The sequence below is a fragment of the Ensifer sp. MJa1 genome, from assembly GCF_037026475.1.
Taxonomy (GTDB): Bacteria; Pseudomonadota; Alphaproteobacteria; order Rhizobiales; family Rhizobiaceae; genus Ensifer.
Genome location: NZ_JAKUMO010000003.1, coordinates 226595 through 252788 on the forward strand (window position 1 = coordinate 226595; position 26194 = coordinate 252788).

Below are 26194 nucleotides of genomic sequence, written 5' to 3' on the forward strand. Positions count from 1 at the left end.
AGGGGTGACGGTGCCGGTGACGGCGGTCAAGTTTTAGACGGTATGGGCGTGGAACCGCGGCTGGCGCATCAGCGTCTCGAAGTCCGACGCAGACAGTGGTCGGCTGAAGAAATAGCCCTGGATCTCGTCGCAACCGCTCTGCCTCAGGAACTCGACCTGCGCCTGTGTCTCCACACCTTCGGCAATGACCCTGAGGCCAAGGTTCTGCGCCAGCGAGATGATCGCCGCCGTGATCGCCTTGTCGTCGAGGTCGGCCGGAATATCGGCAACGAAGGAACGGTCGATCTTCAGGCGCCGCACCGGGAAACGCTTCAGGGCGCTGAGGCTCGAATAGCCGGTGCCGAAATCGTCGATCGCGAGATGCACGCCGATCGCCTGCAACTCGTGCATCGTGGCGATCGCGCCCGGCACGTCCTGCATGATCAGGCTCTCCGTCAGTTCGAGTTCGAGGCAGCAGGGATCAAGCTCGGTTTCGGCGAGTATTGCGGCGACGTGTCCGGCCCAGTTGCGTTCGCGGAACTGGCGCGCCGATACGTTGACGCTGACGATCAACGACGGCAGGCCCGCATCCTGCCAGGCCCTGGCCTGGCGGCAGGCGGCGCGTAGCACCCAATCACCGATCGGCACGATCAGACCGGTCTCCTCGGCAAGCGGAATGAAATCGGCGGGCGAGATCGTACCTCGCTCGGGATGGTGCCAACGCAGCAGCGCCTCGGCGGCGAAAACGCGACCGTTTGCCAGATTCATCTGCGGCTGGAACTGCAGGAAAAATTCTTCCCGCGCGAGGGCCTGGCGCAGTTCCTCCTGCTGCCTCAGCTTCTCATGCGCCTTGGCAGCCATTTCCTCGGTGAAGACCTGCAGATTGTTACGGCCAAGCTCCTTGGCGCGGTACATCGCCATGTCGGCATTGGCGAGCAACTCGCCAACCGTACTGCCCTGATTGGGAAAGCAGGCGACGCCCATGCTGCAGGTGACCTGCAGGGTGCGACCCTCGATCTGCATCGGCGCGGCGACCGCACGGCGAATATCCTCCAGCCGCGCCAGCACCACGTCGCGTTCACAGGGAAGACCGTTCAAAAGCAGAATGAACTCGTCGCCGCCGACGCGCACGACCATGTCGGACTTGCGCACCGACGTGCGCATGCGTGAAGCGGTGATCTTCAGCAGTTCGTCGCCGGCGGCATGGCCGAGCGTATCGTTGACCAGCTTGAAATTGTCGAGATCGAGAAAGGCGAGCACGGCCCATTGGCCGGTGCCGCGCAACGCCTCCAGTGCCTCGGCGACCTGCTCCTCGAACAGCGCCCGATTTGGCAGGCCCGTCAGCGCGTCGTGATGCGCCATGAAGCTGATACGGTCCTCGGAATGCTTGCGTTCGATCGCGATGCCGGCGAGATGGGTCGCCATCGCGATCAGTTCCTTCTGCGCATCATCGGGAACGCTGACCGACGTGGAATAAAGCGCAAAGGTGCCAAGCACCTTGCGCTCGCGCGAATGGATGGGCGTCGACCAACAGGAGCGGAAGCCGTAGGGGCGAACGATCTCGCGACAGTCCTGCCATAACGGATCGACCTCAATATCCGCGACGATCACCTGCTCGCCGCGCCAGGCGGCGGTGCCGCAGGACCCCACCGAAGGGCCGATCTCGACGCCGTGGATCGTCGCACAATAACTTTCGTCCAGGCTTGGCGCGGCACCATGGAAAAGATGGCGGCCGTCGGCCGACAGCAAGAGCACCGACCCCTTGATGCCCGGCATCAGCGCCTCGATCAACAGGATCATGTCGCGAAAGAACTCGTCGAGCGGCCGGCCATTGGCAATCATCTCGAGCAGGCGTGCCTGCCCTTCGAGCAACCGTTCGGCGGCCTTGCGATCGGAAATGTCGCGCGACACGCCAACGACGCCGACGATCTTGCCGTGCTTGTTGCGCAGCGGCACCTTGGATGTCATCAGCCAGCGGTCGCGGCCCTTGCTGACGATCGCCCGTTCCTCGATGCCGAAGATCGGTTCTCCGGTTTCGATAACGCGGCGCTCGACGTCGGCGATCGCCTGGGCCATATGCAGCGGATGAAGATCGAAGTCGGTCTTGCCGACGATGTCCTTGAGTGCCTCGAGCCCGTTATCGGCCACGGTGACCTGGTTGGCGATCAGGAACCGGCCCTCGATATCCTTGGCATAGATGTAGTCGGGCACATGGTTGATCATCGTCTCCAACCAATAGTGGCGGTCGGCGATGTCGGGTTCGCTGGGAAAGATGCGCGCAACCTCCTCGGCCAGCCGGTTGCTGGCATCGATCAGGCGGCGTGTATCCTCGTTGCCGCCTGTATTGAGCGCGGCATAGCGTGGATTGCGGCACGTGTTCTTCGCCAAGCAAGGCCTCCCCACGCGCTCCATCGCGCTGCTGGTCGATCTTTCCCCGGTTCACGTTAGACGAGCAAGAGTTAGCCCTTCCTAAATAACTTGTAGAAAAATCGTGCAGAGGTTGCAATCTCCAAGTCGGGTGAAGTCAAAAAAGGGATGACGGTGCCATCCCTTTTCAGTGTTTTCACGTTTCAGTGTTTTCACGACAAGCGACGGCGCGCCACGGGCATGAGCATCAACAGTTGATCGGCGACCACCATCACGACGATCGCAAGCCCCGTCAGCGGGAAGGCCAGGCCGAACAGGATGGCCATGATCCACAAACCCGCATAGACGCTGCGTTTGGGGGGCATCGGCGGCACGCCGACCCGGCCTGCCGGCCGACGCTTCCACCACATGACGACGGCAGACAGCGATACGAGCACGATGGCAAGGCAGGCGGAAAGCATCAGCAACTGGTTGAAGCGTCCCCATTCCTGACCCTTGTGCACGTTGATGCTCCATTCGATCGCCTTTCCAAGGGCGGGATAGTCGCCGAAGGAAATGTCGACCAGCGGCTTGCCGGAGTACTGGTCGATATGGATCGTGCGTTCCTTTGCGAGGTTTTCCGGGAAGATTGCAGCGGTATAGACACCGCTTTCGTCCGCAGGGATCGCCAGCTCGTAGCCGGGCTGCATGCCCGCGGTGTTAGCGATTTCGACGGCGCGGTCGAGCCCGATAGACTGACCGGCAGCGTCCGTGCCCGACATCGGAACCGGCGCGTTTTCCATCAGCCAATTGGCCTTGGGCAGCACGTCCGTCGAGACCTTGCTCGAGGTCGGAACCTCGTCCCAAAGGGCTGCCGGATAACCGAGGCCCATCGTCGTCAGTTTGCCATTGACCGCCGACCCCCAGTAGCCGGACCAAAGCAGGCCGGAGAAAGCCAGAAACACGATCAGCAGCCCGGCGACGATGCCGGTCACGGCGTGGAGATCACGCCAGAAAACACGACGCGCCGGCGTGCCGCGCACGCTCAACACACCGCCGGTCTGCTGGCGGGGCCACCAGAGATAGATCCCGGTAAAGACCAGCAGGATGGCAAAGCCCGCCACGATCTCGATGATGATTTCGACCGACTTGCCGAAGTAGTCGAGGCTGTGCAGGTCCTCCACCACCTGGTTGAATTCCTCCGACGGCGCGACGCGGTCGAGGATGGCGCCGGTATAGGGGTCGACGAAGACGAGCATGCGGGCCTTGCCGATACCGACAGTCACGCGCGCCGAGCGGTCTGCGCCGGCAGGCGTGCGGTAGGCAACGGCGGCACTGCCCGGCACTGCCTCGACGGCCGTGGCGACGATCGAAGACGGCGGCAGCTTCTCAGCCCCGACGGGCACGATGTTGCGATAGGCAAAGGCGGTGTCGTCGATCTCGTCGTTGAAGAGATAGAGCCCGCCGGTGACCGCCAGGCTGATCATGAAGGGGATGACCAGCAGGCCGGCAAAAAAGTGCCAGCGCCAGATGGCGCGATAAAGAGAGATGCCGCGCTCGGCGGCGACCGGCTGCCCATCGGCGCCGGAAAGGGATGCAATCGTCATGGTTTTCTCCGGGGAAGGCAGCAACGCGTGCGGCTTCGCCTCTTGAGCTCGGGACGGCCGAAGGTCACGGCCAGTCACATCGAACGACGGCCTCGACGCGTTTCCTGTCGTCAGCCAACATTCAAGCGGATGTCAGGCGGAGAAAGCCGATGGAGGCGCGCGTGGCCCCGTGCCGCCGCGCAGCACCCCACGCACAAGCAGAAGTTCGCTGGCGGGTATCGAAGCCTGCCAGGCCAGAGGCTGTGGTGGCGCAACGATCCACAATGGCACCGGCAGATCCGCGGGCGCGACAAGGCAGCAGGATTGGCATCCATGGCCCATTGCGCCGCCCTTGCCGTCCGGGTCATCGTGACCGGTGAGGCAGAGCTCGGCAAAGGTGCCATCGGGAAGGACGTAGGCAGCCATGTCGGGCGCGACCGGCATGGCCGCAGCCGGCTGCTGGACGAGAGCAGAGACGACGAGAACGAGCGCGCAGAGCATGCGCGCCAAATCCGTCCACCGATCTCCCAAGAACCGCCGTGTCAATTTTGTCCCCAATCGACAGCGACAGCTAAAGTGAGCTCGCTCGAAAGGCAAGCGGGCAATGAGCCGCGGCCGCATCAAAAGATTTCATGCGTGACATCAGCGACATCGGCTTCCGCCCGCAAGCGTGCTTGCCTAAGACAGGGGCACAGCACAGCGGGGAGGAATTCAACATGCTGACGATCTATGGCGTTTATCGCTCGCGCGCTTCGCGCAACTACTGGATGGCGCTGGAACTTGGCGTCCCCTTCCAATCCGTGCCCGTCATCCAGGCGCGCCGGGTGGCCGATCCGCTTGCCGCCGATGCGCCCATCAACACCAAGTCGCCAGCCTTTCTTGCCGTCAATCCCATGGGACTGATCCCGGCGATTGAAGACGACGGCGTGGTGTTGACGGAATCGCTTGCCAACAACCTCTACCTCGCGCGCAAGTACGGTGGTCCGCTGGCTCCGGCCGATGTCACCGAGGAAGGGCTGATCGGCAACTGGACCATGTGGGCTGCGACCGAAGTCGAGCCGCATGCCGTGCGGATCATCCTGACCTACGACTACGGCGCGGAAGAGACCGAAGAAGGCAAGGCAACCATTGCCATCTGCGCCAAGGCGCTCGACAAGGTCTTCGCCCGGATGGATGGCCATCTCGACGGACGGGACTACCTCGTCGGCGATCGCTTCACGGTGGCCGACCTCAACCTTGCCGAAGTCTTCCGCTACACGATGAGCCAGATGGAGCTTTTCGAGAAATATCCGCGCGTCGCCGCCTGGCTCACGCGCTGCCACGCCCGGCCCGCCTTCAAGACGATGATGGAAACGCGCCTCGGCGAACCGGAGTAGGCCGCAGGCGAATGGTTTGTCGGCAGCCCATTTGCCGTCACGTCATGGTCGCCGCGTCGAAGTCGACACGCGGCGCCCGGGCGTCGAGCAGACGCATGCCTTCTTCCACCTCGTCGCGCACCCAGCGCTTGAAGGCCGCCGCGGCCTTGCTCTCGCGTCGCGACGGCGAACTGACGAAGTAGTGGCCGTAGCCGGTCTTTGCCCTGACGCCGAAAGGCACGACCAGACTGCCCTGGGTGATCGCAAAACCAGCCAGTGTCTGCCAGGCAAGCATCACCCCCTGGCCGGAGATCGCCGCATCAAGCACCAGCGAGGCTTCGTTGAAGGTGTGGCGCACGCTCATTTCGAACCCGGAGAGCCCGACTTCGCGAAACCACACTTCCCAGCTGAACATCGAGTGACCGTCGATGACAGCAGGCAGTTTTAGAATATCTGCAGGCTTGCGCAGGTTTGCCGCCATAGCCGGGGAGCAGACCGGAAAGACTTCCTGTTGCAGCAGCGGCTCGGATTTCACACCCGGCCACTCCCCCGTGCCGACGCGAATGCCGACATCGACATCCGATGTATCGAGATTGACAAGCTTCGTGGTGGCGTCGATGCGTAGGCGAATGTCGGGATGGCGCTCGGCAAAACGGTTGAGACGGTAGACCAGCCAGCGGGCGGCAAAAACCGGCGCGACGGAAATGGTCAGCACCGACTCGTCGCGCCGACGCGCCGAAGCCACGGCCTCGGACAGTTCACCGAAAGCATTGGTAAGACGGACAAGGAAACGCTGGCCAAAATCGGTGGCGACCAGGCCGCGGGGAGTGCGCTCGAACAGGATGCGACCGAGCTGGGCTTCCGCCTTGGCGATCTGCTGGCTGACGGCGCCGGACGTGACGCCGAGCTCGTCGGCTGCGGCCGCAAGCGAACCCAGGCGGCCGGCGGCTTCGACGGCGCGCAGCCCGTTCAGATGGACGGCATTCAGATCTCTCATATAGTTTTTCTAAACTCATTCGCTGCCATTCTCAATTGAAAAGACGGCACGACAGGCGGATCATCCAGACATCGAAAGGATGGTCCGCCATGCTGAAGTTTCTCTCGACATTGACCTCGTTTGCCGTTTCCGACAACCGCCCCCCGGAGGCGCCGCTTGCCTGGACGCGCGATCCGCTGCAGCACCCGGATCTGGAACGCATGGACGGACGCGAGCTTGGCGACCTGCCCTTCCCGGGCTGGCCCCGGCCGCGTGCTGTCGAAGGCGCCTCGGATTGCCTGCAGCCAGCTGGCCGGTGACGATTGCCACCGGCATGCTATGCTAACCGGATGAGCGAGGATCTCGATCACAATTTCCAGCGCGTCGTCAGGCTGGCGGAAGCAGCCGGCCTGCCGGCCGTCTCCATCGGCACTTGCTATGGCACCCCCGCCCTGCTGGTGAAAGACAAGAGCTTCGTGCGCATGAAGGACAGCGACACGCTCGTCGTCATGTGCTCGCTCGAGGAAAAGGAAATGCTGCTGGAACTCGATCCGAGGCTCTACTTCGAGACGGATCACTACAAGGCTTGGCCGGCCATGCTCGTCCGGCTTTCGGCGATCGACGACGCAAGCCTCACCGGACGGCTGGTTGCCGCCTGGCGCGAGAAGGCGCCAAAGCGGCTCGCCGCAAGCTTCGCCGACCGATCCTAGGCGCGCGCGCCGACCCCATAGATCAGGCAGGCCTTATCGTTGACCCTCTTTACATCTTCGAGCGCAACGTGATGGCGCCGGGCGATCGTTTCGAACAACGCCTTGCCCTTGCCGACCACCAGAGGATGGATGGTCAGGCGCAGCTCATCGATCAGCCCCCTGTCCATCAGACTGGAAACAGTCTGCGCTCCCCCGACGACATAGATCGTTCGTCCGGGCGTCTGCCGCAACGGTTCGATCTCGGCGACGTCGCGAATGATGGTGGCGTTGCTCCACTCGACGCTGGCGCGGTTCTGGGACAGAACATAGTGCGGCGTGCTCAGCGCAAAATCCGCATACTCGATCTCCTCCTGCGTCGGAACGTTGCCTGTCAGCTCCAGCGGCGAATGCGGATCGCGCTTGATGGCGCTCCAATACTGCTCATAGCCCGAATACATGCCACTCCCGAGAACGCAGGCATCAATCTCGGGCAGCAGGTCGAACGTGTCCGACCAGGAATCGACCCAATCGGCATAGCCATCCGGTCCGTCGATCTTGCCATCGATGGACATCTGCATGCCGGCAACCATCTTGCGCATTGTCGTCTCCTTGTTGACGTTACCCGCCAAGGACGCGCTGATGGCGCATGGGCCGACATCCGGGAGGAAATATTTCAACCCCGTCGTGACGGCAGCCGCCAAGCCGTCTCTTTCCTTTCGCGCCCGACGCCTGTACCGGTGGAAGCCGATAGCCGCAGGTACTCTGTCATGATCGTTCGCGACCGCCCCAGCCTCTTGAAACTGTTCTTCATCCTGCGCGGCTCCGTCATCCAGCGGATCTTCCCGCAGGTGCTGTTCGTCTTCGGGCTTTCCGCCCTCGTCGTCTGGGCCCACCGCATCGATCCCGGGCTGGTACCGAGCGTCAACAGCGGCCCCTTTGCCCTGCTCGGCATTGCGCTTTCGGTCTTTCTCGGCTTTCGCAACAATGCCTGCTACGACCGCTGGTGGGAGGCGCGCAAGGACTGGGGGCAGCTGATCTTCACGGCACGCGATTTTGCCCGCCAGACGCTGATCCTCACAGAATTGGACAAGGTCTCGGGGGACGAGGCGCGTCACCGGCTGCTCACGCTCACAATCGCCTTTGCCCATGCGCTGGTCAGCCACCTGCGCCCGGGCAGCCATGCAGCCCGGACGCTTGAACGGCTGCCGCAGGACCTCGTCGCCGGATACAAGGCAAGCCGCAACGGGCCGGATTTCCTGCTGCGCACGATCGGCAGCGAGCTTGCCTCCTTGCGCGCGTCTGAACGGATCAGCGACCTTCAATGGACGATGCTCGACGGCACGATCGCCAGGATGTCGGCGGTGCTTGCCGCCTGCGAGCGGATCCGCAACACGCCGGTGCCTTTCGGCTATACGCTGCTTCTGCACCGTACCGCCTATCTCTTCTGCTTCCTGCTGCCCTTCGGCTTTGCCGATGCGCTGGGATGGGCGACGCCCTTTGTCACCGCGCTCGTCGCCTATACGTTCTTCGGCCTCGATGCGCTTAGCGATGAGCTGGAAGAGCCGTTCGGCGTGTCGCCGAACGACCTGCCGATCGTGGCGCTTGCCGAGACGATCGAAATCAACATGCGCGAGGCGCTGGGGGAGAAGGACCTGCCCGAACTGCCGAAGCCGAACAAGTACATGCTAATGTAGGTGCGAAACGTCCAAACCAGGAAGACGCTTGATCCGGAATGCACGCAAAGATGGCTTATATGAAAAGTTGCACCTTCTGGATTTATTTGCTATTCGTTAATCGGGTTTCCGGAACAAAGGCTTAGAATGCGGCTTAGCGAAGATTTGAACGGACTGATCATCAGCCTTGGCTTCGTCGCTATCCTCGTACTTATCCTGAATTCAGGCATAGCCGAGTTCGGTCGCACCTCAAGCGCTGGCACTCTCACCGTCGATGAGTGGGAGCAGAGGAAACGTGCTCTTCGCGAGGAACGCTATGCTTATGCCCGAGCAGCCACCCGTTGTAGGCTCGCGATGGAAAAGCGCATTGCCGAAGGCCGGGTCGCCAACGTCGACCTGGCGCAGCTGGGGGGCCACTTTAATGTGCGGCTGGCAGAGATCCCCACAGCCTATTGCTTTTTGTTCGTCGTCCGCGCGATCATCGACGACAAGATCAGCTTTGAGGAGTTCGTCGCCTGGGCGGACGAACCCCCGCTCGACCTGCCAGGGAGACTTGCAGGCCGTTAGACTCGAACTTTAACCCTTCAGTGCCGCCAGCACCCGGGCGACGGCCGGTCGCGCGGTCATGCGATTGCGGTGGTCGAGCACCTTCGGGAAACGCGTCGGGTCGACACCATCTGCCTCCAGCCAGCCGGCGATGGTGAAGAGGTAGGGATCGGCGATCGTATAGGCTTCGCCCATGACGAAGGGGCCTTCGAACATCGTGTTCTCGATCAGCTCGAAGCAGGCCCCCATGTTGGAGGCAACCTTGGCCTTCATCGCTTCGTGTGCGGCCGGATCGTCAGCCCAACGCGCCCCGCGACGCCCGTGGGCGTGGGCGACGTGAACCGTCGAGCAAAGATAACTCAGGAACGACTGGATACGGGCGAACGCAAACGCATCGCCATTCGGCGCGAGCTTCGCCTCAGGATAAGCCTGGGCGACATAGGTGAGAATCGCCGGCGTCTCGGTGATCACGCCGCGATCGGTCACCAGCGCCGGAACCCGGCCCTTCGGATTGATCGCCAGATAGTCCGGCTTCGTCTGCTCGGCTGTGGAGAAATCGACGCGACGCGCCTCGTAGCTGATGCCCGTCTCCTCGAGCGCGATATGCGAGGCCAGCGAACAGGTTCCGGGTGCGTAAAACAATTTCAACACGTCAAACTCTCCTCTGCAGTCATTCCAACTTGGGGTCGCAGCGACGATAGCGCGACCCGACCTATCGCCGGCGAAACGGATCAAGCGAAACCGACATCAAAAATCACGCTCGGTCTGCCACCGCCGCCTCCGGCGCGGTCCGCAGAAGAAACGAAGTCGGCGCCGTTGACAAGGCGGATGCGGGTTCCATACAACAGAGACGTTACGTTATAACATTATTCGGAGTTGCTTATGAACAAACTCGTTTCTCCCCTGCTCGCCGCAGCGCTGCTGGTTGCCGCGGCTAGCCCCGCCTTTTCCCACGGCGCCTGGATCGGCGAACGCTGGGGCACGCTCGCGGTGATCTACGGCCACGGCCCGGCGGACGAGGCCTACGATCCGGCCAAGGTGAAAGCGATCACGGCGCTTGGCGAGGACGGCAAGACGCTGCCTGCCACGCTGGAACCCGCCAAGGATCATGCCGTGCTGAAGCTTGACGGCCAACCGGCGCTGGTGGCGCTCGAATTCGACAACGGTTATTGGAGTGAAGGCGCTGACGGAAAGTGGCTGAACAAGCCAAAGAACGAGGTGCCCGGCGCCAAGCAGGCGAGCCATTCGATCAAGTACAGCATCGCACTCGTGCATGCGCATGGCGACCTGCCGGCCTTCCCAGCGCAGCCGCTGCAGATCGTCCCGCTCGACAACCCCATCGGTCTGAAGCCGGGCGAAAAGTTTCGCGTCCGCCTGCTGCTCGACGGCAAGCCATTGGAAGGCAAGGAAATCATCCTCGACTATGCCGGACTGCCCGAACTCGTCTCGGAAAAGACGGACGCGAATGGCGAGGCTGAAGTGACGTTGCGCAATGCCGGCTTCAACATCCTCGCCGTCAGCCACGCGATCCCGCTCGAAGGCAATGCGGCGGCCGACAAGAAGGGGCTGACGGCAACGCTGACCTTCGTGGCCGAGCCGCACGTGCACGAATAGGCCGCCGGCCTCACCGTCACGCCGCCACGCCGCCCACCCATCCGACGCGCCAACTTGCAGACGCCCGCACAGATGGGTCCTCGCGCGAAGAGGACGGCCGGCGCGCTGCCCAGCAACACCCAAAGCTGGCCCGGCAGTTTACCTGCCGGGCCATGTCGGTCAGGCCACGAGCGCCTCGCCGCAGCCGGGGACATCTTCCAGCCGGTAGTAGACAGGAATGCCGCGCTCGCGGGCAATGCGCACATCGTTGTCGGCGCCCTTGCTATCGCCCGGCAGGCGCAAGACTGCATCACAAAGCGCCAGCAAGCGACCGGCGACCGGATGGAAGATCTCCTCATAGAGGTCGTCCCCGACCCGTTCGCCGCCAGCCGCATTCCAGACCGGCAGCGCCACCCATTCGCCGATCATGGGCACGTGGCCTGCCCGAAACAGCGCATGGGACGGCTCCTCAAGCCGCTTCAGGTTGGCGGCCATCTTGGCCGGATCGTCTCCTGTTCCCGAGCGATAGGGCCCCGCAATCAAAATCAGCATGATTTTCTCCACATTTTTGCACGACAAATCCAGATTATTCTGGAATATTCATGATAATTCGTGCATTATCGTGAAGAGTCAAGGAGGCATTCATGCTGACAACACAGAGACGGGCGCTGATTTCGCAGCGGCTTTCGCGCGACGGCGAAATTGTCGCCAAGCGCCTGGCGGATGAACTGGGTCTGTCGGAGGACACGATCCGGCGCGATCTCAGGGAAATGGCGGCGGAGGGGTTGTTGAAGCGCGTGCACGGAGGCGCTCTGCCGCTGGTGCCGCCGCTGCCAAACTTCGCGGCGCGGCAGGAAATTGCCGGCGACGTCAAGCGGCGGCTTGGGCGAAAGGCTGCGGCGATGATCGGCGTCGGGCAGACGATCTTTCTCGACGGCGGCACCAGCAATGCGGAAATCGCCCGGGCGCTACCGCGGGAAATGCGCGTCACCGTCGTTACACACAGTCCGACGATCGCCGCCGAACTCGAGCGCCACGAGGCCGAAGTGATCCTGATCGGCGGGCGCCTCTACAAGCATTCGATGGTCGCGACCGGAGCCGCAGCACTGGCTGCCATCGCCGGCATCCGCGTCGATCTTTTCTTCCTCGGCGTCACGGCTATTCATCCTGCCCACGGCGTCTCGACCGGCGATTATGAGGAGGCTGCCGTCAAGCGGGCGATCCTGAAGCAGGCGGCCGATACCTATGTGCTTGCGACGGCAGAGAAATTCGGCGCGGTCTCGCCGCACCACGTGGCCGGGATCGGCGATCTCGCCGGCTTTATCGTGCCCGAAGAGATCAAGGACGCCATGCTCGCGCCCTATGACGACGCGGGCGTCACGATTGTCCGCGCCTGACGGCGCGGACGTGTTGAACTGCGCGCTCCATTCGCAAGTGCGCGCAACGAGATCACGCGTGACCTCAGGCGGCGAAGGCTTCCGTCACCCTGACGTCGCCGACATGAATGCCGTTCCAGTTGCGCATGGAATGATTGGCCTGCGCCATCAGCGCCGCGTGCAGTTCCGGCTCATCGCGGAAGAAACGGGCAAGCGTTGCCGCGACCATCGCTTCGGCGGCGCGGGTGGTACCATCCTCGCATTTCAGTGCGATCGCGACGCCCTTTTCCGGGATGGCAGCGCAGAAAACGCCTTCAGCGCCGGTCTTGGCGAAGATGCGTCCGGGCGCCGTTTTCATCAGCCGCGTGCAGGCACGCTTGGTACCGGCGACGAAGAAAGGCTCAGCCATGCAGGCCTCGATCAACCGCTTCGAGGCGCGAGCGCGTTCGGTTCCAAGGCCGACGCCGGTCGCCATCTTGGCAAAGCCGTGCGCCAAGCCCTTGAGCGGCACGGCGTAAGTTGGAATAGAGCAGCCGTCGACGCCGCAATTGTCCTGAGCCAGGATCGCCCCGGTCAGGCTTTCCATCGTGCCGCGGATTTCCTGCTGCAGTGGATGCTCGTAGCCGACATAGCCCCTTGGCTCGGTGCCCGAATGGCAGCAGGCACAGATGAAGCCTGCATGTTTGCCCGAGCAATTGTTGTGAAGCGCCGTCGGCGCATCGAAGCTGCGGGCCTGACCAATCAAGGTCTTCTGGTCGGACGACCAATGGGCGCCACACTCAAGTGCTGAAACGTCGCGGCCGGTCGCCGCGAGCATTTTTGCCGCAAGCTCCACATGTTCCGGCTCGCCGGAGTGGGAGGAACAGGCAAGCGCCAGTTCCTTGTTGCCGAAACCGTAGGCGTCGGCGGCACCACTCTCCATCAGCGGCAGCCCCTGCATCGCCTTGCAGGCCGACCGCGGGAAGACCGCGGCGTCGGTATCGCCGAGCGAAAAGACAGTCCGGCCGTCGCCATCGACGGCAACGACCATGCCGCGATGACGGCTTTCCACGAGATTACCGCGGGTGACTTCGACGAGAACGGGATTCGACATGCCTTGCCCTCAAATTTCCGAAATTGCTCCGTGCATTTAGCAGGAATCTATGCGCAGGAAACGGAGTTTTCATGAAATTCGCCCGCAGGCTCGCCGCCGCCTTCCTGATCATCTACCTCTTGCCGGCGCTGGCTTCGGCCGGCTGGTGGTACATGCAGGACCGGCCCCAGAGCTGGCGCGATGCGAATTGGTCTTCAGCCGGTATTTTACCTGAGGCGGCCGAAAGTCCTGATGCGGCCATCTACATCTTTTCGGCGACGACGGGCGGCATGAAAGGTGCTGTCGCCAGCCACGCCTGGATCGTGACGAAACAACAGGGTGCACCTGCCTACGATCGCTACGACAAGGTCGGTTGGGGCAAACCGATCCGCCGCAACGGCTATCCGGCCGATGCACGCTGGTACTCGAACGAACCGCGGCTGGTCGTCTCGATGACCGGGGACGAAGCCACCCGGCTGATTCCGAAAATCGAGGCGGCAATCGCCAGCTATCCATACGCTTCACCCGGCGGCTACCGCATCTGGCCGGGTCCGAACTCCAATACCTTCGTTGCCCACGTGCTGCGCTCCGTTCCGGAACTTGGCGCCGTGCTGCCACCGGACGCCGTCGGCCGCGACTATCTGCCGGAAGGCAAACTTTTCCAGATCGATGCGGACGGACGGGACATGCGCGCGACCCTTTACGGCCTCGCAGGTCTTTCAGTGGGCGTTCGCAGCGGCTTCGAGTTGCATTTCTTCGGCCTCGTCGCCGGCTTCGACTTCGCAAGGCCCGGCATCAAGATCCCGGCGCTCGGACGCTTTGGGGTCTAGCGAGATACGACGACGATCGCTGCATCCTGGCTTGAAGCCCCACCCACCGCATTGCATGTTCCGTCGTCACATCAGGGGACCACGCCAATGCATGAGATGCCGATCAGAAGTTTCGCCGTTTCGGTCGTTGTCTTGCGGCCCACGGACAGCGCGGTAGACGTTCTCCTTTTGCGACGCAATGGAGGGAACCTGGTGCCAGGTCGCCGGCAAGATCGAGGCGAATGAGACGGCGTGGCAAGCGGGTTTGCGCGAAGTCGAGGAGGAAACGGGCCTGAAGCTCGATCGCTTCTACTCGGCCGACATTTGCGAGCAGTTCTACGAGGCCGACCGCAACGCCATCAGCCTGCTGCCGGTCTTCGTCGGCTATGCGCGTGATGGCGCAACGGTCCGTTTGAATGCCGAACACAGCGACTTTCGCTGGGTGAGTTTTGATGAAGCGATCCGCATGGTGCCCTTTGCCGGGCAACGGAAGGTCTTGAAGCACATCCGGGATGAGTTCATCGACAACGAGCCGAATCCATGGCTGCTGATTGAGGAACGGGCGCCGTCTGAAGTTGCCGGCTAGGGTCTGTACTCAATAAGGATTCCGCCTCTAGCGGAATTGTGATTCAAGGTCTTGGAGTTGGAGGCCTTGATGAAGCAGCGGCAGTTGACCTGGTTGAGCGATGCGGAGTGGGCTCGGATCGAGCCGTTGCTGCCGCGAGGACGCAAGGGCGCGCACCGGGTCGATGACCGCCGGGTGATCTCTGGCATCGTGCACATGCTCAAGTGCGGTGCCCGCTGGCGCGATTGCCCTCCTGAATATGGGCCCTACACGACCATCTATAATCGCTTCAACCGCTGGAGCCGACAGGGCATCTGGCTCGGCATGTTCGAGGCGCTGACCGGTCACAACGGCATCTGGGGAACGGTGGCAATGGATGCCACGCATATCAAGGCGCACCGCTCGGCCGCCGGCGCAAAAGGGGGGCCTTCGCCCAAGCCATAGGTGTTTCGCGCGGTGGCCGCACCAGCAAGCTGCATGGGCTGACCGATGCCCAAGGCCGACCACGGCTGCTCATGCTGTCGGCTGGCAACATCAACGACATGAGCATGGCAGGCGCCTTGATCGAGCAGGCTGCAGGCCGCTTCGATCGGCTTATCGCCGACCGCGGTTACGACACCAACGCCATCCGGACCGCCATTGCAGCCAGCGGCGCCCTCGTCGTCATTCCCTCAACAACGGGCCGGCGAGCGCCGATCCCCTACGATCGCGAGGCATACAAGACCCGAAACCTCGTCGAGCGCCTCTGGTGCAGGCTCAAGGACTGGCGGCGCATAGCCACTCGCTATGACAAGCTCGCAAGGAACTTCCTCGCCGCAGCTCTCATCGCTGCCACACTAACCTATTGGTGCAATTGAGTCCGGACCCTAGGCGAAAGTTGAAAGGAGATGGCGGAAATGGAAAAGGGCCGCCCGAGGCGACCCTTCCATGAGTTCTGGCCAGATGGATGGCCCGGGCTTTGGACCCGAAGGAAGGCGGGATCAGGCCGAGGGCTGCCTCGACGTGTTCACCTCTCCCATGCCTTTCACCAAGACCGAAATCTCATTAGACATTGGACCACCTTCCTTTCTGTTCGTTTCAGATAGCCACAAGGTAGGTGATCTGACCGCAATTGCAAGACCGACTAAGGTTTCGTGGCGAGATCATGCGGGCGCGGTGGTTCGACGGTCACATGGACGCGATGACCTCCAGGGTCACATGGACATGATGATCTTGCCGATGTGATCGCCGGTCTCCATCTCGCGATGCCCGTCGGCCACCTTGGCAAAAGGCAGCACGGAGTGGATCACCGGCGCGACCGTGCCCGATTCAAGCAGCGGCCAGACCCTTGCCGTGAGGCCATCGCGGATGGCCTGCTTTTCGGCTGCCGTGCGTGGACGCAGCGCCGAGCCCATGACGTGCAGGCGCTTTGTCAGGATTGGCGCGATATTGGCCGCTTCGACCTTGGCGCCGCCGAGGAAGGCGATGATCGACAGACGTCCGTCCTTCGCCAGCGATGCAATATTGCGGTCGAAGTACCGGCCGCCGACCATGTCGAGAATGACATCGACACCGCGACCGTCGGTCTCTTCGACAACGACGGCCTTGAAATCCTCGTCGCGATAGTTGATCGCACGCTTCGCACCAAGCGCCTCGCAAGCGGCGCATTTCTCCGCACTGCCTGCGGTAACGAAGACCTCTGCACCGAAGGCCTTTGCAAGCTGGATCGCCGTCGTGCCAATGCCGCTGGAACCGCCGTGAATGAGGATGGTTTCGCCCGCCTTCAGGCCCGCCATGTCGAAGACATTGGCCCAGACGGTGAAAAAGGTCTCCGGCAAGGCTGCCGCCCGCACCGCATCGTAACCCTTAGGCCAGGCAAGCGCCTGGGTTGCGGGCACCGCCGTGTATTCCGCGTAACCGCCGCCGTTGGCGAGTGCGCAGACCTTGTCGCCGATTGCAAATCCCTCGGCGCCTTCCCCAAGTGCCACGACCTCGCCGGCCACTTCGAGCCCGAGGATCGGGTTTGCGCCGGGCGGCGGCGGGTAGTCGCCCTTGCGCTGCAGGACGTCCGGGCGATTGATGCCCGCCGCTTCCACTCGTACGAGAATGTCACCCGGCCGAACCTCAGGCAGCGGCCCTTTCTTGAGGATCATGTTTTCCGGCCCTCCCGGAGATGGAAGGTCGACGAACTGCATTTCGGATGGAAGGGACATGGCGTTACCTCGCGAATTCTGGGGCACATAGGTAGCGCCTCGCGCGCGCCGCGAAAAGGTGCACGGAGCGCCAGGATCGGCAACGGGCGGACTTGCAGCGGACGCCCGGGCGTCAACTGCCAAGCGCGTCCATGACGAGCCCGACTTCGCTCGCCTTGGCGCGCGACTTGATCTCGGCAATCCGGGCGCTGACGGCCTGGGCGTCGGAAAAGACGAAACCTTCCGGAAGGCCGAGCACCGCGATCGAGCAGCGCATCAGCGGAAACTCCTTCAGCGAACCATCGCGACCATGGCCGCAGATACGGCCCTCCGCCTGGTGCTCGGCCGAATAGAGCTGGCGCACATCGGAGCGGAAGTCGTCGAGCAGGCGGTTGAGTACCGCCTCCAGTTCTTCGACCGAACAGCCACTGACGCCGACGAAGAAATCGTCGCCGCCGACATGGCCAAGGAATTTTTCCTCGCCGATGAAATGGCGACGCAGAAGGGCGGCGAACAGTGTGATCGCGAGGTCGCCCTTCTGGAAACCGTAGGTATCGTTGAAGGGCTTGAAGTCGTCAAAATCGCAGTAGCAGAAGTAGCGCGCGTGATCGCCGTCAAGGATCGCGTCCTGGACATAGTCGCGGATGGCGCGGTTGCCGGGCAGGCCCGTGAGCGGGTTCTGCTCCTGCGCCATCTTCAACTGCTTCTCGTTGATGATCTTCAACAGCGACGAGGCCGAGAGCGTGCCGGCGTAACGCATGTTCTCGGTCAGGATCAGACAATCGCTGCCGTCCATGCCGGCGAAAATCTTCAGCATCTCATCGGCAGGCGTGTCGAGATCGGCGATCGGCGCCGGGCTGACGAAATGCGAAATTCGCCGCTGATAAATGCGGTTCTTCAGGAGGTCGCGGCCGAAGGGATGATAGATCAGTTCCTTGACGTGGTATTCGTGCAGGATGCCGCGCGGCTCGCCATTGGCGTTCAGCACGGGGAAGAAGGCCTGGCGCGGGTTCAACCTGAAGAGATCGAAGACGGAATCGAGCTCATCGCTCTCGCGAACCGTTGGCAGTTGCTCGATCTGCTTGCGGATCAGGATCCCGTCGAGCGAGGACGAGGACCGCCTGCCGCTGACGCTTTGATCGAGATGCGGATAGGCGGGCAGAAGCTCGCTCAGATGGGTGGTCGGTCGGGCGACGTAGTAGCCCTGGACGAGGTCGCAGCCGAGATCGCGACAGGTGAGAAACTCCGCCTCCGTCTCGACGCCTTCGGCAATGACGCGTGTGCCGAGCACATGAGCGGTGTTGACCGTGTGGCGGACCAGATGACGCTTGCGGGCATCCGCCTCGATGCCGGAGATGAAGTGCCGGTCGATCTTCACATAGTCGACCGGCTGGTCGCAGAGCAGTTTCAGGCCGTTGAAGCCGGCGCCAAAGTCATCGATGGCGAGCTTGAAGCCGGCGAGCCGGAGGTCACGCACCAGTGCGGAAAAATCCGGCATCTTGCCGCTGTCGAAGCGTTCGGACAGTTCGAAGCAGAGCGACGAAGGCGCAATGCCGGCACGCTTCAGATGATTGACGAGACGCTCGACGATATCGCCCTCACCGCCAACCAGGCGCGAGTCGAAGTTCAGGAAAAGCGTGCGGGCGGCATGATCAGGCAGCGTCGCGAAGCCGGCAACGGCGCGGCTGTTGATCATGTGCTCGAGCGCCAGCAGCTGGCCAGCCTCTTCGGCCTTGTCGAGCAGCTCCAGCGGCGAGCCAAAGCCGAGCTTCTGGAAACCGCGCATCAGCGACTCGTAGCCGAAGACCGTTCCGGTCGCAGCTTCCGCAATCGGCTGGAAGGCGGTTTCGATCACCAGCTTGGCGAGGGTGACGATCTGGTCATCGCCGAACCGGCGCAGCGAGAGGATTTCGGCGGGGGCGGCGGACATGCCGGGCTCCAGAGACAAGGGAACGGACGATCGGACGCCGTCAGCATGGCCACCAAGCGTCAACGAAGTCTTTCCCCACTATGAAGCTTTCATGAAAGCTATGTGACAGTCGCAACCGCGATCGATCTACTGCAAACATTCTAATAAAATCAGTAGTTTCATCAGCAAATGCTGCGATGCGGCTCCGCCCCCGGCCGTGTGCGTTTCGCACCGCCGGGCGCGTTATTCACCATGACCGGAACAGCGCAAACTTATCCCTTCGCCAGCACGCCGAAGGCAATTAGCGACAGCCCCTGCATCACGAGGTCGACGGCCAGGAACAGGCCGAGGATCCAGAGGCTGTTGACCGGCCAGCCGGCGGCAATGATGAGGCCGGCTGCCAGCGTGACGAGGCCGCCGAGCGCCACCCAGCCCCAGCCCTGAAGCGGCCTCAGCTTGAGGCCGACCCAGATGCGGAAACAACCGGCGACGATCAAGGCGACCGCCATCACGAAGGTGAGGAAGGACGAGGCCAGCAAGGGATTGATGAAGGCGAAAAGGCCGGCGATCGTGTAGCAGGCGCCGCTCAGGCTCCAGTAGAGCACGCTGTCCCAGCCCTTCACCTGAAAGGCGTGGGCAAGATTGAACAGCCCGCCGATCAGCATGATGATCCCGACGTAGTAGACCGAAGCGACCGTCGCCATCAGCAGGTTGCCGAAGGCCAGGCCGCCGCACATGATCAGAAGCACACCGAGCGCGACGAACCATCCCCATTTGCCGGCAACCGCTGACTTTTCCGCCTGATCGAATGCATGGGTCATTTCAACCTCCAGTTCTTCAGATCGCAGAATCGCTACCGGGAGAATTGAGCCGGATTTCTCGGGAAAAGGAAAGGAAAAACACCACAGATTTTTATTGATTGATGAGTCAATCAAAAATAAACTGACTGTCGTCAAGGGAGAGATGGATGCCGAAGGTCGGAATGGAGCCGGTGCGCCGCAAGGCGCTGGTGGACGCTGCACTTCGTGTGATCGGCGACCAGGGCACGCTGGCCGTCACCATGTCCGAGATCGCCCGTCAGGCCGGAGTCTCCCCTGCCCTTGCCCACCACTATTTCGGCAGCAAGGAGCAATTGCTGATCGAGACGATCCGCAGCCTTCTACGGCAGTTACGCGACGACACGGTGACGGCCCTTCGGGCGGTGGCGAGCCCGCGAGAGCGCTTGAGCGCGATGATCCGCGTTTCCTTCCAGGCAAGCCAGTTTGCACCCGATACCATTGCCGCTTGGCTCGCCTTCTACTCGGAGGCGCAGCGGTCTGAGGAGGTCAGGCGGCTATTGGTCGTCTATGCGCGGCGGCTGCGTTCCAACCTCGTGGCAAGCCTCAAGGCGCTTTGCCCTGACGATGACGCGGAACGCATCGCCGAAGGCGCTGCTGCGATGATCGACGGGCTTTATATCCGCCAGAGTCTGCGCTCCGCGCCGATCGGCATCGAAGCCTCGATCGCGCTGACCGAAGACTATGTCACCTCGCACATCGATCGCCTTCACAGCCAGGGAACGGCCGCATGACCGCAAGACCGAACATCCTGATCATCATGGTGGACCAGCTGAACGGAAAGTTCTTTCCGGACGGACCGGCCGCTTTCCTGCATGCACCGCACCTGAAGGCGCTCGCTGCCCGCTCGGCCCGCTTCCGCAACAACTACACCTCGTCGCCGCTTTGCGCCCCTGCCCGAGCCTCGTTCATGGCCGGGCAATTGCCGAGCCGCACCCGCGTCTACGACAACGCCGCCGAGTACCAGTCGTCGATCCCGACCTATGCACATCACCTGCGCCGCGCCGGCTACTACACCGCACTGTCCGGCAAGATGCATTTCGTCGGACCGGACCAGTTGCATGGCTTCGAGGAGCGGCTGACGACCGACATCTACCCGGCCGACTTCGGCTGGACGCCGGACTATCGCAAACCCGGCGAGCGTATCGACTGGTGGTATCACAATCTCGGCTCGGTCACCGGCGCCGGCGTCGCCGAGATCACCAACCAGATGGAGTATGACGACGAGGTCGCCTTCCTCGCCAACCAGAAGCTCTATCAGCTCTCGCGCGAAAACGACGATGCGGGGCGCCGCCCCTGGTGCCTGACCGTCTCCTTCACCCATCCGCACGACCCCTACGTGGCGCGCAAGAAGTTCTGGGATCTCTATGAAGGTTGCGAACACCTCCTGCCCGAAGTCGGCATGCTGCCGGAGGATCGGCAGGACCCGCACTCCAAGCGCATCATGCATTCCTGCGACTACGGCAATTTCGACCTGACGGAAGACAATATCCGCCGCTCGCGCCGGGCCTATTTCGCCAATATCTCCTACCTCGACGAGAAGGTCGGCGAGCTCCTGGACACGCTGACGCGCACCCGCATGCTCGACGACACGCTGATCCTCTTCTGCTCGGATCACGGCGACATGCTCGGCGAGCGCGGACTGTGGTTCAAAATGAACTTCTTCGAGGGTTCGGCCCGCGTGCCGCTGATGGTGGCAGGTCCGGGCGTGACGCCCGGTCTGCACCTGGCACCGACCTCCAACCTCGACGTCACGCCGACGCTTGCCGATCTCGCCGGCATATCGATGGACGAGGTCAAGCCCTGGACCGATGGCATCAGCCTCGTGCCCATGATCAACGGCGAGGAGCGCTCGGAACCGGTGCTGATGGAATATGCGGCGGAAGCCTCCTACGCGCCGCTCGTCGCCATCCGCGAAGGCAAGTGGAAATACATCCACTGCGCGCTCGATCCGGACCAGCTCTATGATCTTGAAGCCGATCCGTTGGAATTGAAGAACCTGGCGCCCAATCCGGAAACGCCGGTGCAGGCAGCAACGCTTGAGGCATTCCGCGACATGTGCGCCGCCCATTGGGACATGGAGGCCTTCGACGCTGCCGTGCGCGAAAGCCAGGCGCGGCGCTGGGTGGTCTATGAGGCGCTTCGAAACGGCGCCTACTACCCCTGGGATCACCAGCCGCTGCAGAAGGCATCCGAGCGCTACATGCGCAACCACATGAACCTCGACAACCTCGAGGAATCCAAACGCTACCCGCGAGGAGAATGACATGAAAGCCCAACCACGAGCCTCGCACTTCATCGATGGCGAATATGTCGAGGACGTCAACGGTACCGTCATCGAGAGCATCTACCCGGCAACCGGCGAAGTGATCGCCCGGCTGCACGCGGCGACGCCCGCGATCGTCGAACGGGCAATCGCGGCGGCCAAACGCGCCCAGCCGGAATGGGCGGCGATGAGCCCGACGGCGCGCGGCCGCATCCTCAAGCGCGCTGCCGAGATCATGCGCGAGCGCAACCGCGAACTTTCCGAGCTCGAAACGCTCGACACCGGCAAGCCGATCCAGGAGACGATCGTCGCCGACCCGACGTCGGGCGCCGACAGCTTCGAGTTCTTCGGCGGCGTTATCGCGACCGCGCTCAACGGCGACTACATCCCGCTTGGCGGCGACTTCGCCTATACCAAGCGCGTGCCGCTCGGCGTCTGTGTCGGCATCGGCGCCTGGAACTATCCGCAGCAGATCGCCTGCTGGAAGGGCGCGCCGGCGCTTGCCGCCGGCAACGCCATGGTGTTCAAGCCGTCGGAAAACACGCCGCTCGGGGCGTTGAAGATCGCCGAAATCCTGATCGAGGCCGGCCTGCCGAAGGGCCTCTACAACGTCATCCAGGGCGACCGCACCACCGGCCCGCTGCTCGTCAACCATCCTGACGTCGCCAAGGTGTCGCTGACCGGCTCGGTGCCAACAGGCAAGAAGGTGGCGGGCGCTGCCGCCGCCGAACTCAAGCACGTCACCATGGAACTGGGCGGCAAGTCGCCGCTGATCGTCTTTGACGACGCCGATCTCGAAAGCGCCATCGGCGGCGCCATGCTCGGCAACTTCTATTCGACGGGCCAGGTCTGCTCCAACGGCACCCGCGTCTTCGTGCAGAAGGGGATCAAGGAACAGTTCCTGACACGGCTGAAAGCCCGCACAGAAGCCATCGTCATCGGCGACCCGATGGATGAGGCGACGCAGCTCGGACCGATGGTCTCGATGCCGCAGCGCGACAAGGTCTTCTCCTACATCGAGAAGGGCAAGGCTGAGGGCGCGCGGCTGGTGACCGGCGGCGGCATCCCAAATGCCGTCAACGCCGAAGGCACTTACATCCAGCCGACGGTCTTTGCCGACGTCACCGACGACATGACGATCGCGCGCGAAGAAATCTTCGGGCCGGTCATGTGCGTACTCGACTTCGACGACGAGGCCGAAGTGATCACACGCGCCAATGCCACCGAATTCGGCCTTTCGGCCGGCGTGTTCACCGCCGACATCACCCGCGCCCACCGCGTCGTCGACCAGCTCGAAGCCGGTACGCTCTGGATCAACACCTACAATCTCTGCCCGGTGGAAATCCCCTTCGGCGGCTCGAAACAATCCGGCTTCGGCCGCGAGAATTCGGTCGCGGCACTCAACCACTATAGCGAATTGAAGACCGTCTATGTCGGCATGGGGCCGGTGCAGGCGCCGTATTGACGTCAGGGCTGCGGCTGGCCCCTCACCCTGACCCTCTCCCCGCAGGCGGGGAGAGGGGACGTGCCCCACCAGCGGCTTGAGAGTGCACAAAACGGTGCGGCAACGTCCCTTCGCCCCGCTTGCGGGGAGAAGGTGCCGGCAGGCGGATGAGGGGCGCATTCCTCGCCGCCCCACAAAGGACGCGGCCATGGGAACCCGGAGATAGAGAAAGACCACGCTTATGCAGGCAGATTACATCATCATCGGCTCCGGCTCGGCCGGCTCGGCGCTCGCCTATCGCCTCTCGGAAGACGGCAAGAATACCGTCATGGTTCTGGAATATGGCGGGACGGATGCCGGGCCCTTTATCCAGATGCCGGCAGCACTTGCCTGGCCGATGAGCATGAAGCGCTACAATTGGGGCTATCTGTCGGAACCCGAGCCGAACCTCAACAATCGGCGCATCACAGCACCACGCGGCAAGGTGATCGGCGGCTCGTCTTCGATCAACGGCCTCGTCTATGTGCGCGGGCATGCGGAAGACTTCAACCGCTGGGAAGAGCTCGGCGCTCGCGGCTGGGCCTATTCCGACGTGCTGCCCTACTTCAAGCGCATGGAAAACTCGCATGGTGGGGAAGCCGGCTGGCGCGGCTCCGACGGGCCTCTGCACGTCAAGCGCGGCCCGGTCCACAACCCGTTGTTTCATGCCTTCATCGAGGCGGGAAAACAGGCCGGCTTCGAGGTGACGGACGACTATAACGGCTCGAAGCAGGAAGGCTTCGGCCTGATGGAGCAGACGGTCTGGCAGGGCCGGCGCTGGTCGGCGGCGAACGCCTATCTGAAGCCGGCGATGAAGCGGCAGAACGTTTCGCTCGTGCGCTGCTTCGCCCGCCGGATCATCATCGAGAACGGCCGGGCGACCGGCGTCGAGATCGAACGCGGCGGCAAGATCGAGATCGTCAAGGCGAACCGCGAAGTTGTCGTCTCGGCCTCCTCGTTCAATTCGCCGAAGCTGTTGATGCTCTCCGGTATCGGTCCGGCTGAGCACCTGAAGGACATGGGCATTGAGGTGAAGGTCGACCGACCGGGCGTTGGACAGAACCTGCAGGACCACATGGAGTTCTATTTCCAGCAGGTCTCGACCAAGCCGGTGTCGCTCTATTCCTGGCTGCCCTGGTTCTGGCAGGGCGTTGCCGGCGCGCAATGGCTGTTCTTCAAGAAGGGCCTCGGCATTTCCAACCAGTTCGAGGCCTGCGCCTTCCTGCGCTCGGCCGCAGGTGTCAAGCAACCTGATATCCAGTACCACTTCCTGCCCGTGGCGATCAGCTATGACGGCAAGGCGGCGGCCAATACGCACGGCTTCCAGGTGCATGTCGGCTACAACCTGTCGAAATCGCGCGGCAATGTCACGCTGCGCTCCTCCGACCCGATGGCCGATCCAGTGATCCGCTTCAACTATATGAGCCACCCGGAAGACTGGGAGAAGTTCCGCCATTGCGTGCGCCTCACGCGCGAAATCTTCAGCCAGAAAGCCTTCGACCACTTCCGCGGCCCGGAGATCCAGCCGGGCGAGAAGGTGCAGTCGGACGAAGACATCGACGCCTTCCTGCGCGAGCATCTGGAAAGTGCCTATCACCCCTGCGGCACCTGCAAGATGGGCGCCAAGGATGATCCGATGGCGGTTGTCGATCCGGAAACCCGCGTCATTGGCGTCGACGGCCTGCGGGTCGCCGACAGTTCGATCTTCCCGCATGTGACCTATGGCAACCTTAACAGCCCGTCGATCATGACCGGCGAGAAGGCGGCCGACCACATTCTCGGCAAGCAGCCGCTGGCGCGTTCGAACCAGGAGCCGTGGATCAATCCGCGCTGGCAGGTCAGCGACCGGTAAGCCTAAGCGATAAAGCCGATCCAGCGGCCGGCAAGCAGCGCGCCGAGCCATATCACCAAGGAGGCGAACGCCCGCACCCGCAGGCGCAGCGCTACCATGCCGCCCGCAATCGCAGCCGACCAGGCCTTGCTCCTGTGAACCGATAGGGCGTTCACGGTGCCAAGGACCACCAGCGCAAACTTGGTCAGGAATGCCGGATTGGTGAGGTAGGCGGAGGGCCGGACGCTGAAGAGACAGAGACCTGTGACAACCGCCAATGCAAGACCGATGGCGGCTGCACGCGACAGAAACGGGCCAAGCGTCTCGACCGGTCCATGGCCTGCGAGACCGAGCAGCCGCAGATCAAGCGGTACGATCGCGCCAATCAGCAGCCCGATCGCCAGGATGTGGGCCGCGTTGACCAGGAGATAGAGGAGCGCCGAACGCCGGAGCGCTACGCCGACCGGCAAGCTTGCGATCCATTCGACGAACTCCGATCCGCTCATCCACCGGCCCGGATGCGTTCCGGATAGATGTCATAGACCTTGCCCGCAACGGTGATGCGCACGGCCTTCATGCGTTTTTCGTTCGGGTCGAGCGATCGGTTGCCAAGAACGATGACGGCGTCGCCAACCTTGGCCGTGCCGTCGACGAAGCCGGAGCGCTCGGTCTGGCGCGGATTACCGAGTTCGACATGCCACATCCCGTCCCCGGTGGTCTCGACCTCAAGTGTCGGGTGCGGCGGCGCCATCGAGATCTCCCGAATCGTGCCCTTGAGTTCGATCTGGTCGGCCTCTGCCCAGGACCAGCCGTGATGGGCATAGGCGCCGGTAGCCAGGAGTGCGATCCCAATCGCTCCCGCAAGGCCGCGGCGTGAAATGGCTGTCAACATCTGCCTATTCCTTCGCCTTCTTTGAGACGCCGCAGCTTGCACCCGAAGAGCCTTTTGCGGAAGGACATGCTCTTCAACACTTCTTGAGTACCGCCGCTCGGCTGCCGCCTTCGGTTGCGAAGACCTTGGGTTGCGCGAATGTCACTCGACAGCTTAAAATTTAGCCATTCTTAATCTCCGGTTGTTATGTCTAGATGAGACGGAGTGAACGCTGGGCGAACGTGCCATGACGGCAGTTTCG

26 protein-coding genes and 1 pseudogene are annotated in these 26194 nt (G+C 62.7%); 14 read left to right on the plus strand and 13 right to left on the minus strand.

The features are described from left to right. Nucleotides 1-33: 33 nt before the first annotated feature. The 3 genes from MKZ91_RS06235 to MKZ91_RS06245 all read right to left on the minus strand — a co-directional run bounded on the left by MKZ91_RS06235 (nt 34) and on the right by MKZ91_RS06245 (nt 4412). A complete protein-coding gene (locus MKZ91_RS06235) occupies nt 34-2391 on the minus strand; it encodes an EAL domain-containing protein (protein ID WP_442892205.1) in 2358 nt (785 codons plus the stop codon). A gap of 167 nt (nt 2392-2558) precedes the next feature. Continuing rightward, nucleotides 2559-3926: a PepSY-associated TM helix domain-containing protein gene (locus tag MKZ91_RS06240; protein WP_336169403.1), complete on the minus strand. Its 1368-nt coding sequence runs from the start codon at nt 3924-3926 to the stop codon at nt 2559-2561. A 138-nt stretch (nt 3927-4064) separates the two neighbouring features. Further along, a complete protein-coding gene (locus MKZ91_RS06245; protein ID WP_336169105.1) occupies nt 4065-4412 on the minus strand; it encodes a hypothetical protein in 348 nt (115 codons plus the stop codon). Between the two features lie 215 nt (nt 4413-4627). Here MKZ91_RS06245 and MKZ91_RS06250 point away from each other — a divergent pair, with 215 nt between their 5' ends. Next, nucleotides 4628-5287 carry a glutathione S-transferase family protein gene (locus MKZ91_RS06250; protein WP_336169107.1) on the plus strand — a complete coding sequence of 220 codons (660 nt, stop codon included), beginning with the start codon at nt 4628-4630 and terminating at the stop codon, nt 5285-5287. Between the two features lie 37 nt (nt 5288-5324). On the opposite strand, the gene MKZ91_RS06255 is transcribed toward MKZ91_RS06250, so the two are convergent. After that, entirely contained in the window at nt 5325-6263 is a 939-nt protein-coding gene (locus tag MKZ91_RS06255; RefSeq protein ID WP_336169109.1) for a LysR substrate-binding domain-containing protein, read from the minus strand. Nucleotides 6264-6352: 89 nt separating this feature from the next. Here MKZ91_RS06255 and MKZ91_RS06260 point away from each other — a divergent pair, with 89 nt between their 5' ends. Next, nucleotides 6353-6562 (plus strand): hypothetical protein, encoded by a 210-nt coding sequence (locus MKZ91_RS06260; protein ID WP_336169112.1) that lies wholly within the window; start codon nt 6353-6355, stop codon nt 6560-6562. Nucleotides 6563-6592: 30 nt separating this feature from the next. Then, the gene (locus MKZ91_RS06265) at nt 6593-6952 is read left to right on the plus strand and encodes an MmcQ/YjbR family DNA-binding protein (protein WP_336169114.1); all 360 of its coding nucleotides are present in this window, start codon (nt 6593-6595) and stop codon (nt 6950-6952) included. Here the strand turns inward: MKZ91_RS06265 and MKZ91_RS06270 are convergent. After that, the gene (locus tag MKZ91_RS06270; RefSeq protein ID WP_336169116.1) at nt 6949-7530 is read right to left on the minus strand and encodes a dihydrofolate reductase family protein; all 582 of its coding nucleotides are present in this window, start codon (nt 7528-7530) and stop codon (nt 6949-6951) included. The genes MKZ91_RS06265 and MKZ91_RS06270 overlap by 4 nt on opposite strands. A gap of 168 nt (nt 7531-7698) precedes the next feature. Between MKZ91_RS06270 and MKZ91_RS06275 the strand changes: the two genes are divergently transcribed. Together MKZ91_RS06275 and MKZ91_RS06280 are read left to right on the plus strand one after the other, a co-directional pair. Beyond that, the gene (locus MKZ91_RS06275) at nt 7699-8625 is read left to right on the plus strand and encodes a bestrophin family protein (RefSeq protein WP_336169118.1); all 927 of its coding nucleotides are present in this window, start codon (nt 7699-7701) and stop codon (nt 8623-8625) included. Between the two features lie 126 nt (nt 8626-8751). Further along, entirely contained in the window at nt 8752-9171 is a 420-nt protein-coding gene (locus MKZ91_RS06280) for a hypothetical protein (RefSeq protein ID WP_336169120.1), read from the plus strand. A gap of 9 nt (nt 9172-9180) precedes the next feature. Here MKZ91_RS06280 and MKZ91_RS06285 read toward each other — a convergent pair whose 3' ends face one another. Then, nucleotides 9181-9801 carry a glutathione S-transferase family protein gene (locus MKZ91_RS06285; protein ID WP_336169122.1) on the minus strand — a complete coding sequence of 207 codons (621 nt, stop codon included), beginning with the start codon at nt 9799-9801 and terminating at the stop codon, nt 9181-9183. Nucleotides 9802-10032: 231 nt separating this feature from the next. Between MKZ91_RS06285 and MKZ91_RS06290 the strand changes: the two genes are divergently transcribed. Further along, nucleotides 10033-10764 carry a DUF4198 domain-containing protein gene (locus tag MKZ91_RS06290; protein ID WP_336169123.1) on the plus strand — a complete coding sequence of 244 codons (732 nt, stop codon included), beginning with the start codon at nt 10033-10035 and terminating at the stop codon, nt 10762-10764. A 159-nt stretch (nt 10765-10923) separates the two neighbouring features. On the opposite strand, the gene MKZ91_RS06295 is transcribed toward MKZ91_RS06290, so the two are convergent. Then, nucleotides 10924-11295 carry a DUF4406 domain-containing protein gene (locus tag MKZ91_RS06295; RefSeq protein ID WP_336169125.1) on the minus strand — a complete coding sequence of 124 codons (372 nt, stop codon included), beginning with the start codon at nt 11293-11295 and terminating at the stop codon, nt 10924-10926. Nucleotides 11296-11387: 92 nt separating this feature from the next. On the opposite strand from MKZ91_RS06295, the gene MKZ91_RS06300 reads away from it, so the two are divergent. After that, complete coding sequence (locus MKZ91_RS06300; RefSeq protein WP_336169127.1) at nt 11388-12140, plus strand: DeoR/GlpR family DNA-binding transcription regulator; 753 nt, start codon at nt 11388-11390, stop codon at nt 12138-12140. Nucleotides 12141-12204: 64 nt separating this feature from the next. Here MKZ91_RS06300 and MKZ91_RS06305 read toward each other — a convergent pair whose 3' ends face one another. Further along, the gene (locus MKZ91_RS06305; RefSeq protein WP_336169129.1) at nt 12205-13212 is read right to left on the minus strand and encodes an asparaginase; all 1008 of its coding nucleotides are present in this window, start codon (nt 13210-13212) and stop codon (nt 12205-12207) included. 71 nt (nt 13213-13283) lie between these two features. Here MKZ91_RS06305 and MKZ91_RS06310 point away from each other — a divergent pair, with 71 nt between their 5' ends. The 3 genes and pseudogenes from MKZ91_RS06310 (at nt 13284) to MKZ91_RS06320 (ending at nt 15422) form a co-directional block, all read left to right on the plus strand. After that, a complete protein-coding gene (locus tag MKZ91_RS06310) occupies nt 13284-14021 on the plus strand; it encodes a DUF3750 domain-containing protein (protein ID WP_336169131.1) in 738 nt (245 codons plus the stop codon). A 178-nt stretch (nt 14022-14199) separates the two neighbouring features. Beyond that, nucleotides 14200-14586, plus strand: a complete 387-nt coding sequence (locus MKZ91_RS06315; RefSeq protein WP_336169133.1) for an NUDIX hydrolase — start codon at nt 14200-14202, stop codon at nt 14584-14586. Between the two features lie 69 nt (nt 14587-14655). Then, nucleotides 14656-15422 (plus strand): annotated as a pseudogene (locus MKZ91_RS06320) (IS5 family transposase). Nucleotides 15423-15758: 336 nt separating this feature from the next. On the opposite strand, the gene MKZ91_RS06325 reads toward MKZ91_RS06320, so the two are convergent. The 3 genes from MKZ91_RS06325 to MKZ91_RS06335 all read right to left on the minus strand — a co-directional run bounded on the left by MKZ91_RS06325 (nt 15759) and on the right by MKZ91_RS06335 (nt 19466). Next, the gene (locus MKZ91_RS06325; RefSeq protein ID WP_336169136.1) at nt 15759-16757 is read right to left on the minus strand and encodes an NAD(P)H-quinone oxidoreductase; all 999 of its coding nucleotides are present in this window, start codon (nt 16755-16757) and stop codon (nt 15759-15761) included. Between the two features lie 112 nt (nt 16758-16869). Continuing rightward, on the minus strand, nt 16870-18666 hold the full coding sequence (locus MKZ91_RS06330; RefSeq protein ID WP_336169138.1) for a GGDEF domain-containing protein: 1797 nt from the start codon (nt 18664-18666) through the stop codon (nt 16870-16872). A gap of 251 nt (nt 18667-18917) precedes the next feature. Next, a complete protein-coding gene (locus MKZ91_RS06335; RefSeq protein ID WP_336169141.1) occupies nt 18918-19466 on the minus strand; it encodes an HdeD family acid-resistance protein in 549 nt (182 codons plus the stop codon). A gap of 146 nt (nt 19467-19612) precedes the next feature. Between MKZ91_RS06335 and betI the strand changes: the two genes are divergently transcribed. The 4 genes from betI (at nt 19613) to betA (ending at nt 25082) form a co-directional block, all read left to right on the plus strand. Then, complete coding sequence (betI, locus tag MKZ91_RS06340) at nt 19613-20215, plus strand: transcriptional regulator BetI (protein WP_336169143.1); 603 nt, start codon at nt 19613-19615, stop codon at nt 20213-20215. After that, on the plus strand, nt 20212-21747 hold the full coding sequence (gene betC / locus MKZ91_RS06345; RefSeq protein ID WP_336169145.1) for a choline-sulfatase: 1536 nt from the start codon (nt 20212-20214) through the stop codon (nt 21745-21747). The genes betI and betC overlap by 4 nt, the downstream gene beginning before the upstream one ends. 1 nt (nt 21748) lies before the next feature. Beyond that, entirely contained in the window at nt 21749-23212 is a 1464-nt protein-coding gene (gene betB, locus MKZ91_RS06350) for a betaine-aldehyde dehydrogenase (protein WP_336169147.1), read from the plus strand. A gap of 220 nt (nt 23213-23432) precedes the next feature. Then, on the plus strand, nt 23433-25082 hold the full coding sequence (betA, locus tag MKZ91_RS06355) for a choline dehydrogenase (RefSeq protein WP_336169149.1): 1650 nt from the start codon (nt 23433-23435) through the stop codon (nt 25080-25082). Between the two features lie 2 nt (nt 25083-25084). On the opposite strand, the gene MKZ91_RS06360 is transcribed toward betA, so the two are convergent. Together MKZ91_RS06360 and MKZ91_RS06365 are read right to left on the minus strand one after the other, a co-directional pair. Then, complete coding sequence (locus MKZ91_RS06360) at nt 25085-25567, minus strand: DUF6644 family protein (protein WP_336169150.1); 483 nt, start codon at nt 25565-25567, stop codon at nt 25085-25087. After that, entirely contained in the window at nt 25564-25953 is a 390-nt protein-coding gene (locus MKZ91_RS06365; protein ID WP_336169152.1) for a DUF6152 family protein, read from the minus strand. Before MKZ91_RS06365 ends, MKZ91_RS06360 begins: the two co-directional genes overlap by 4 nt. Between the last annotated feature and the right edge of the window lie 241 nt (nt 25954-26194).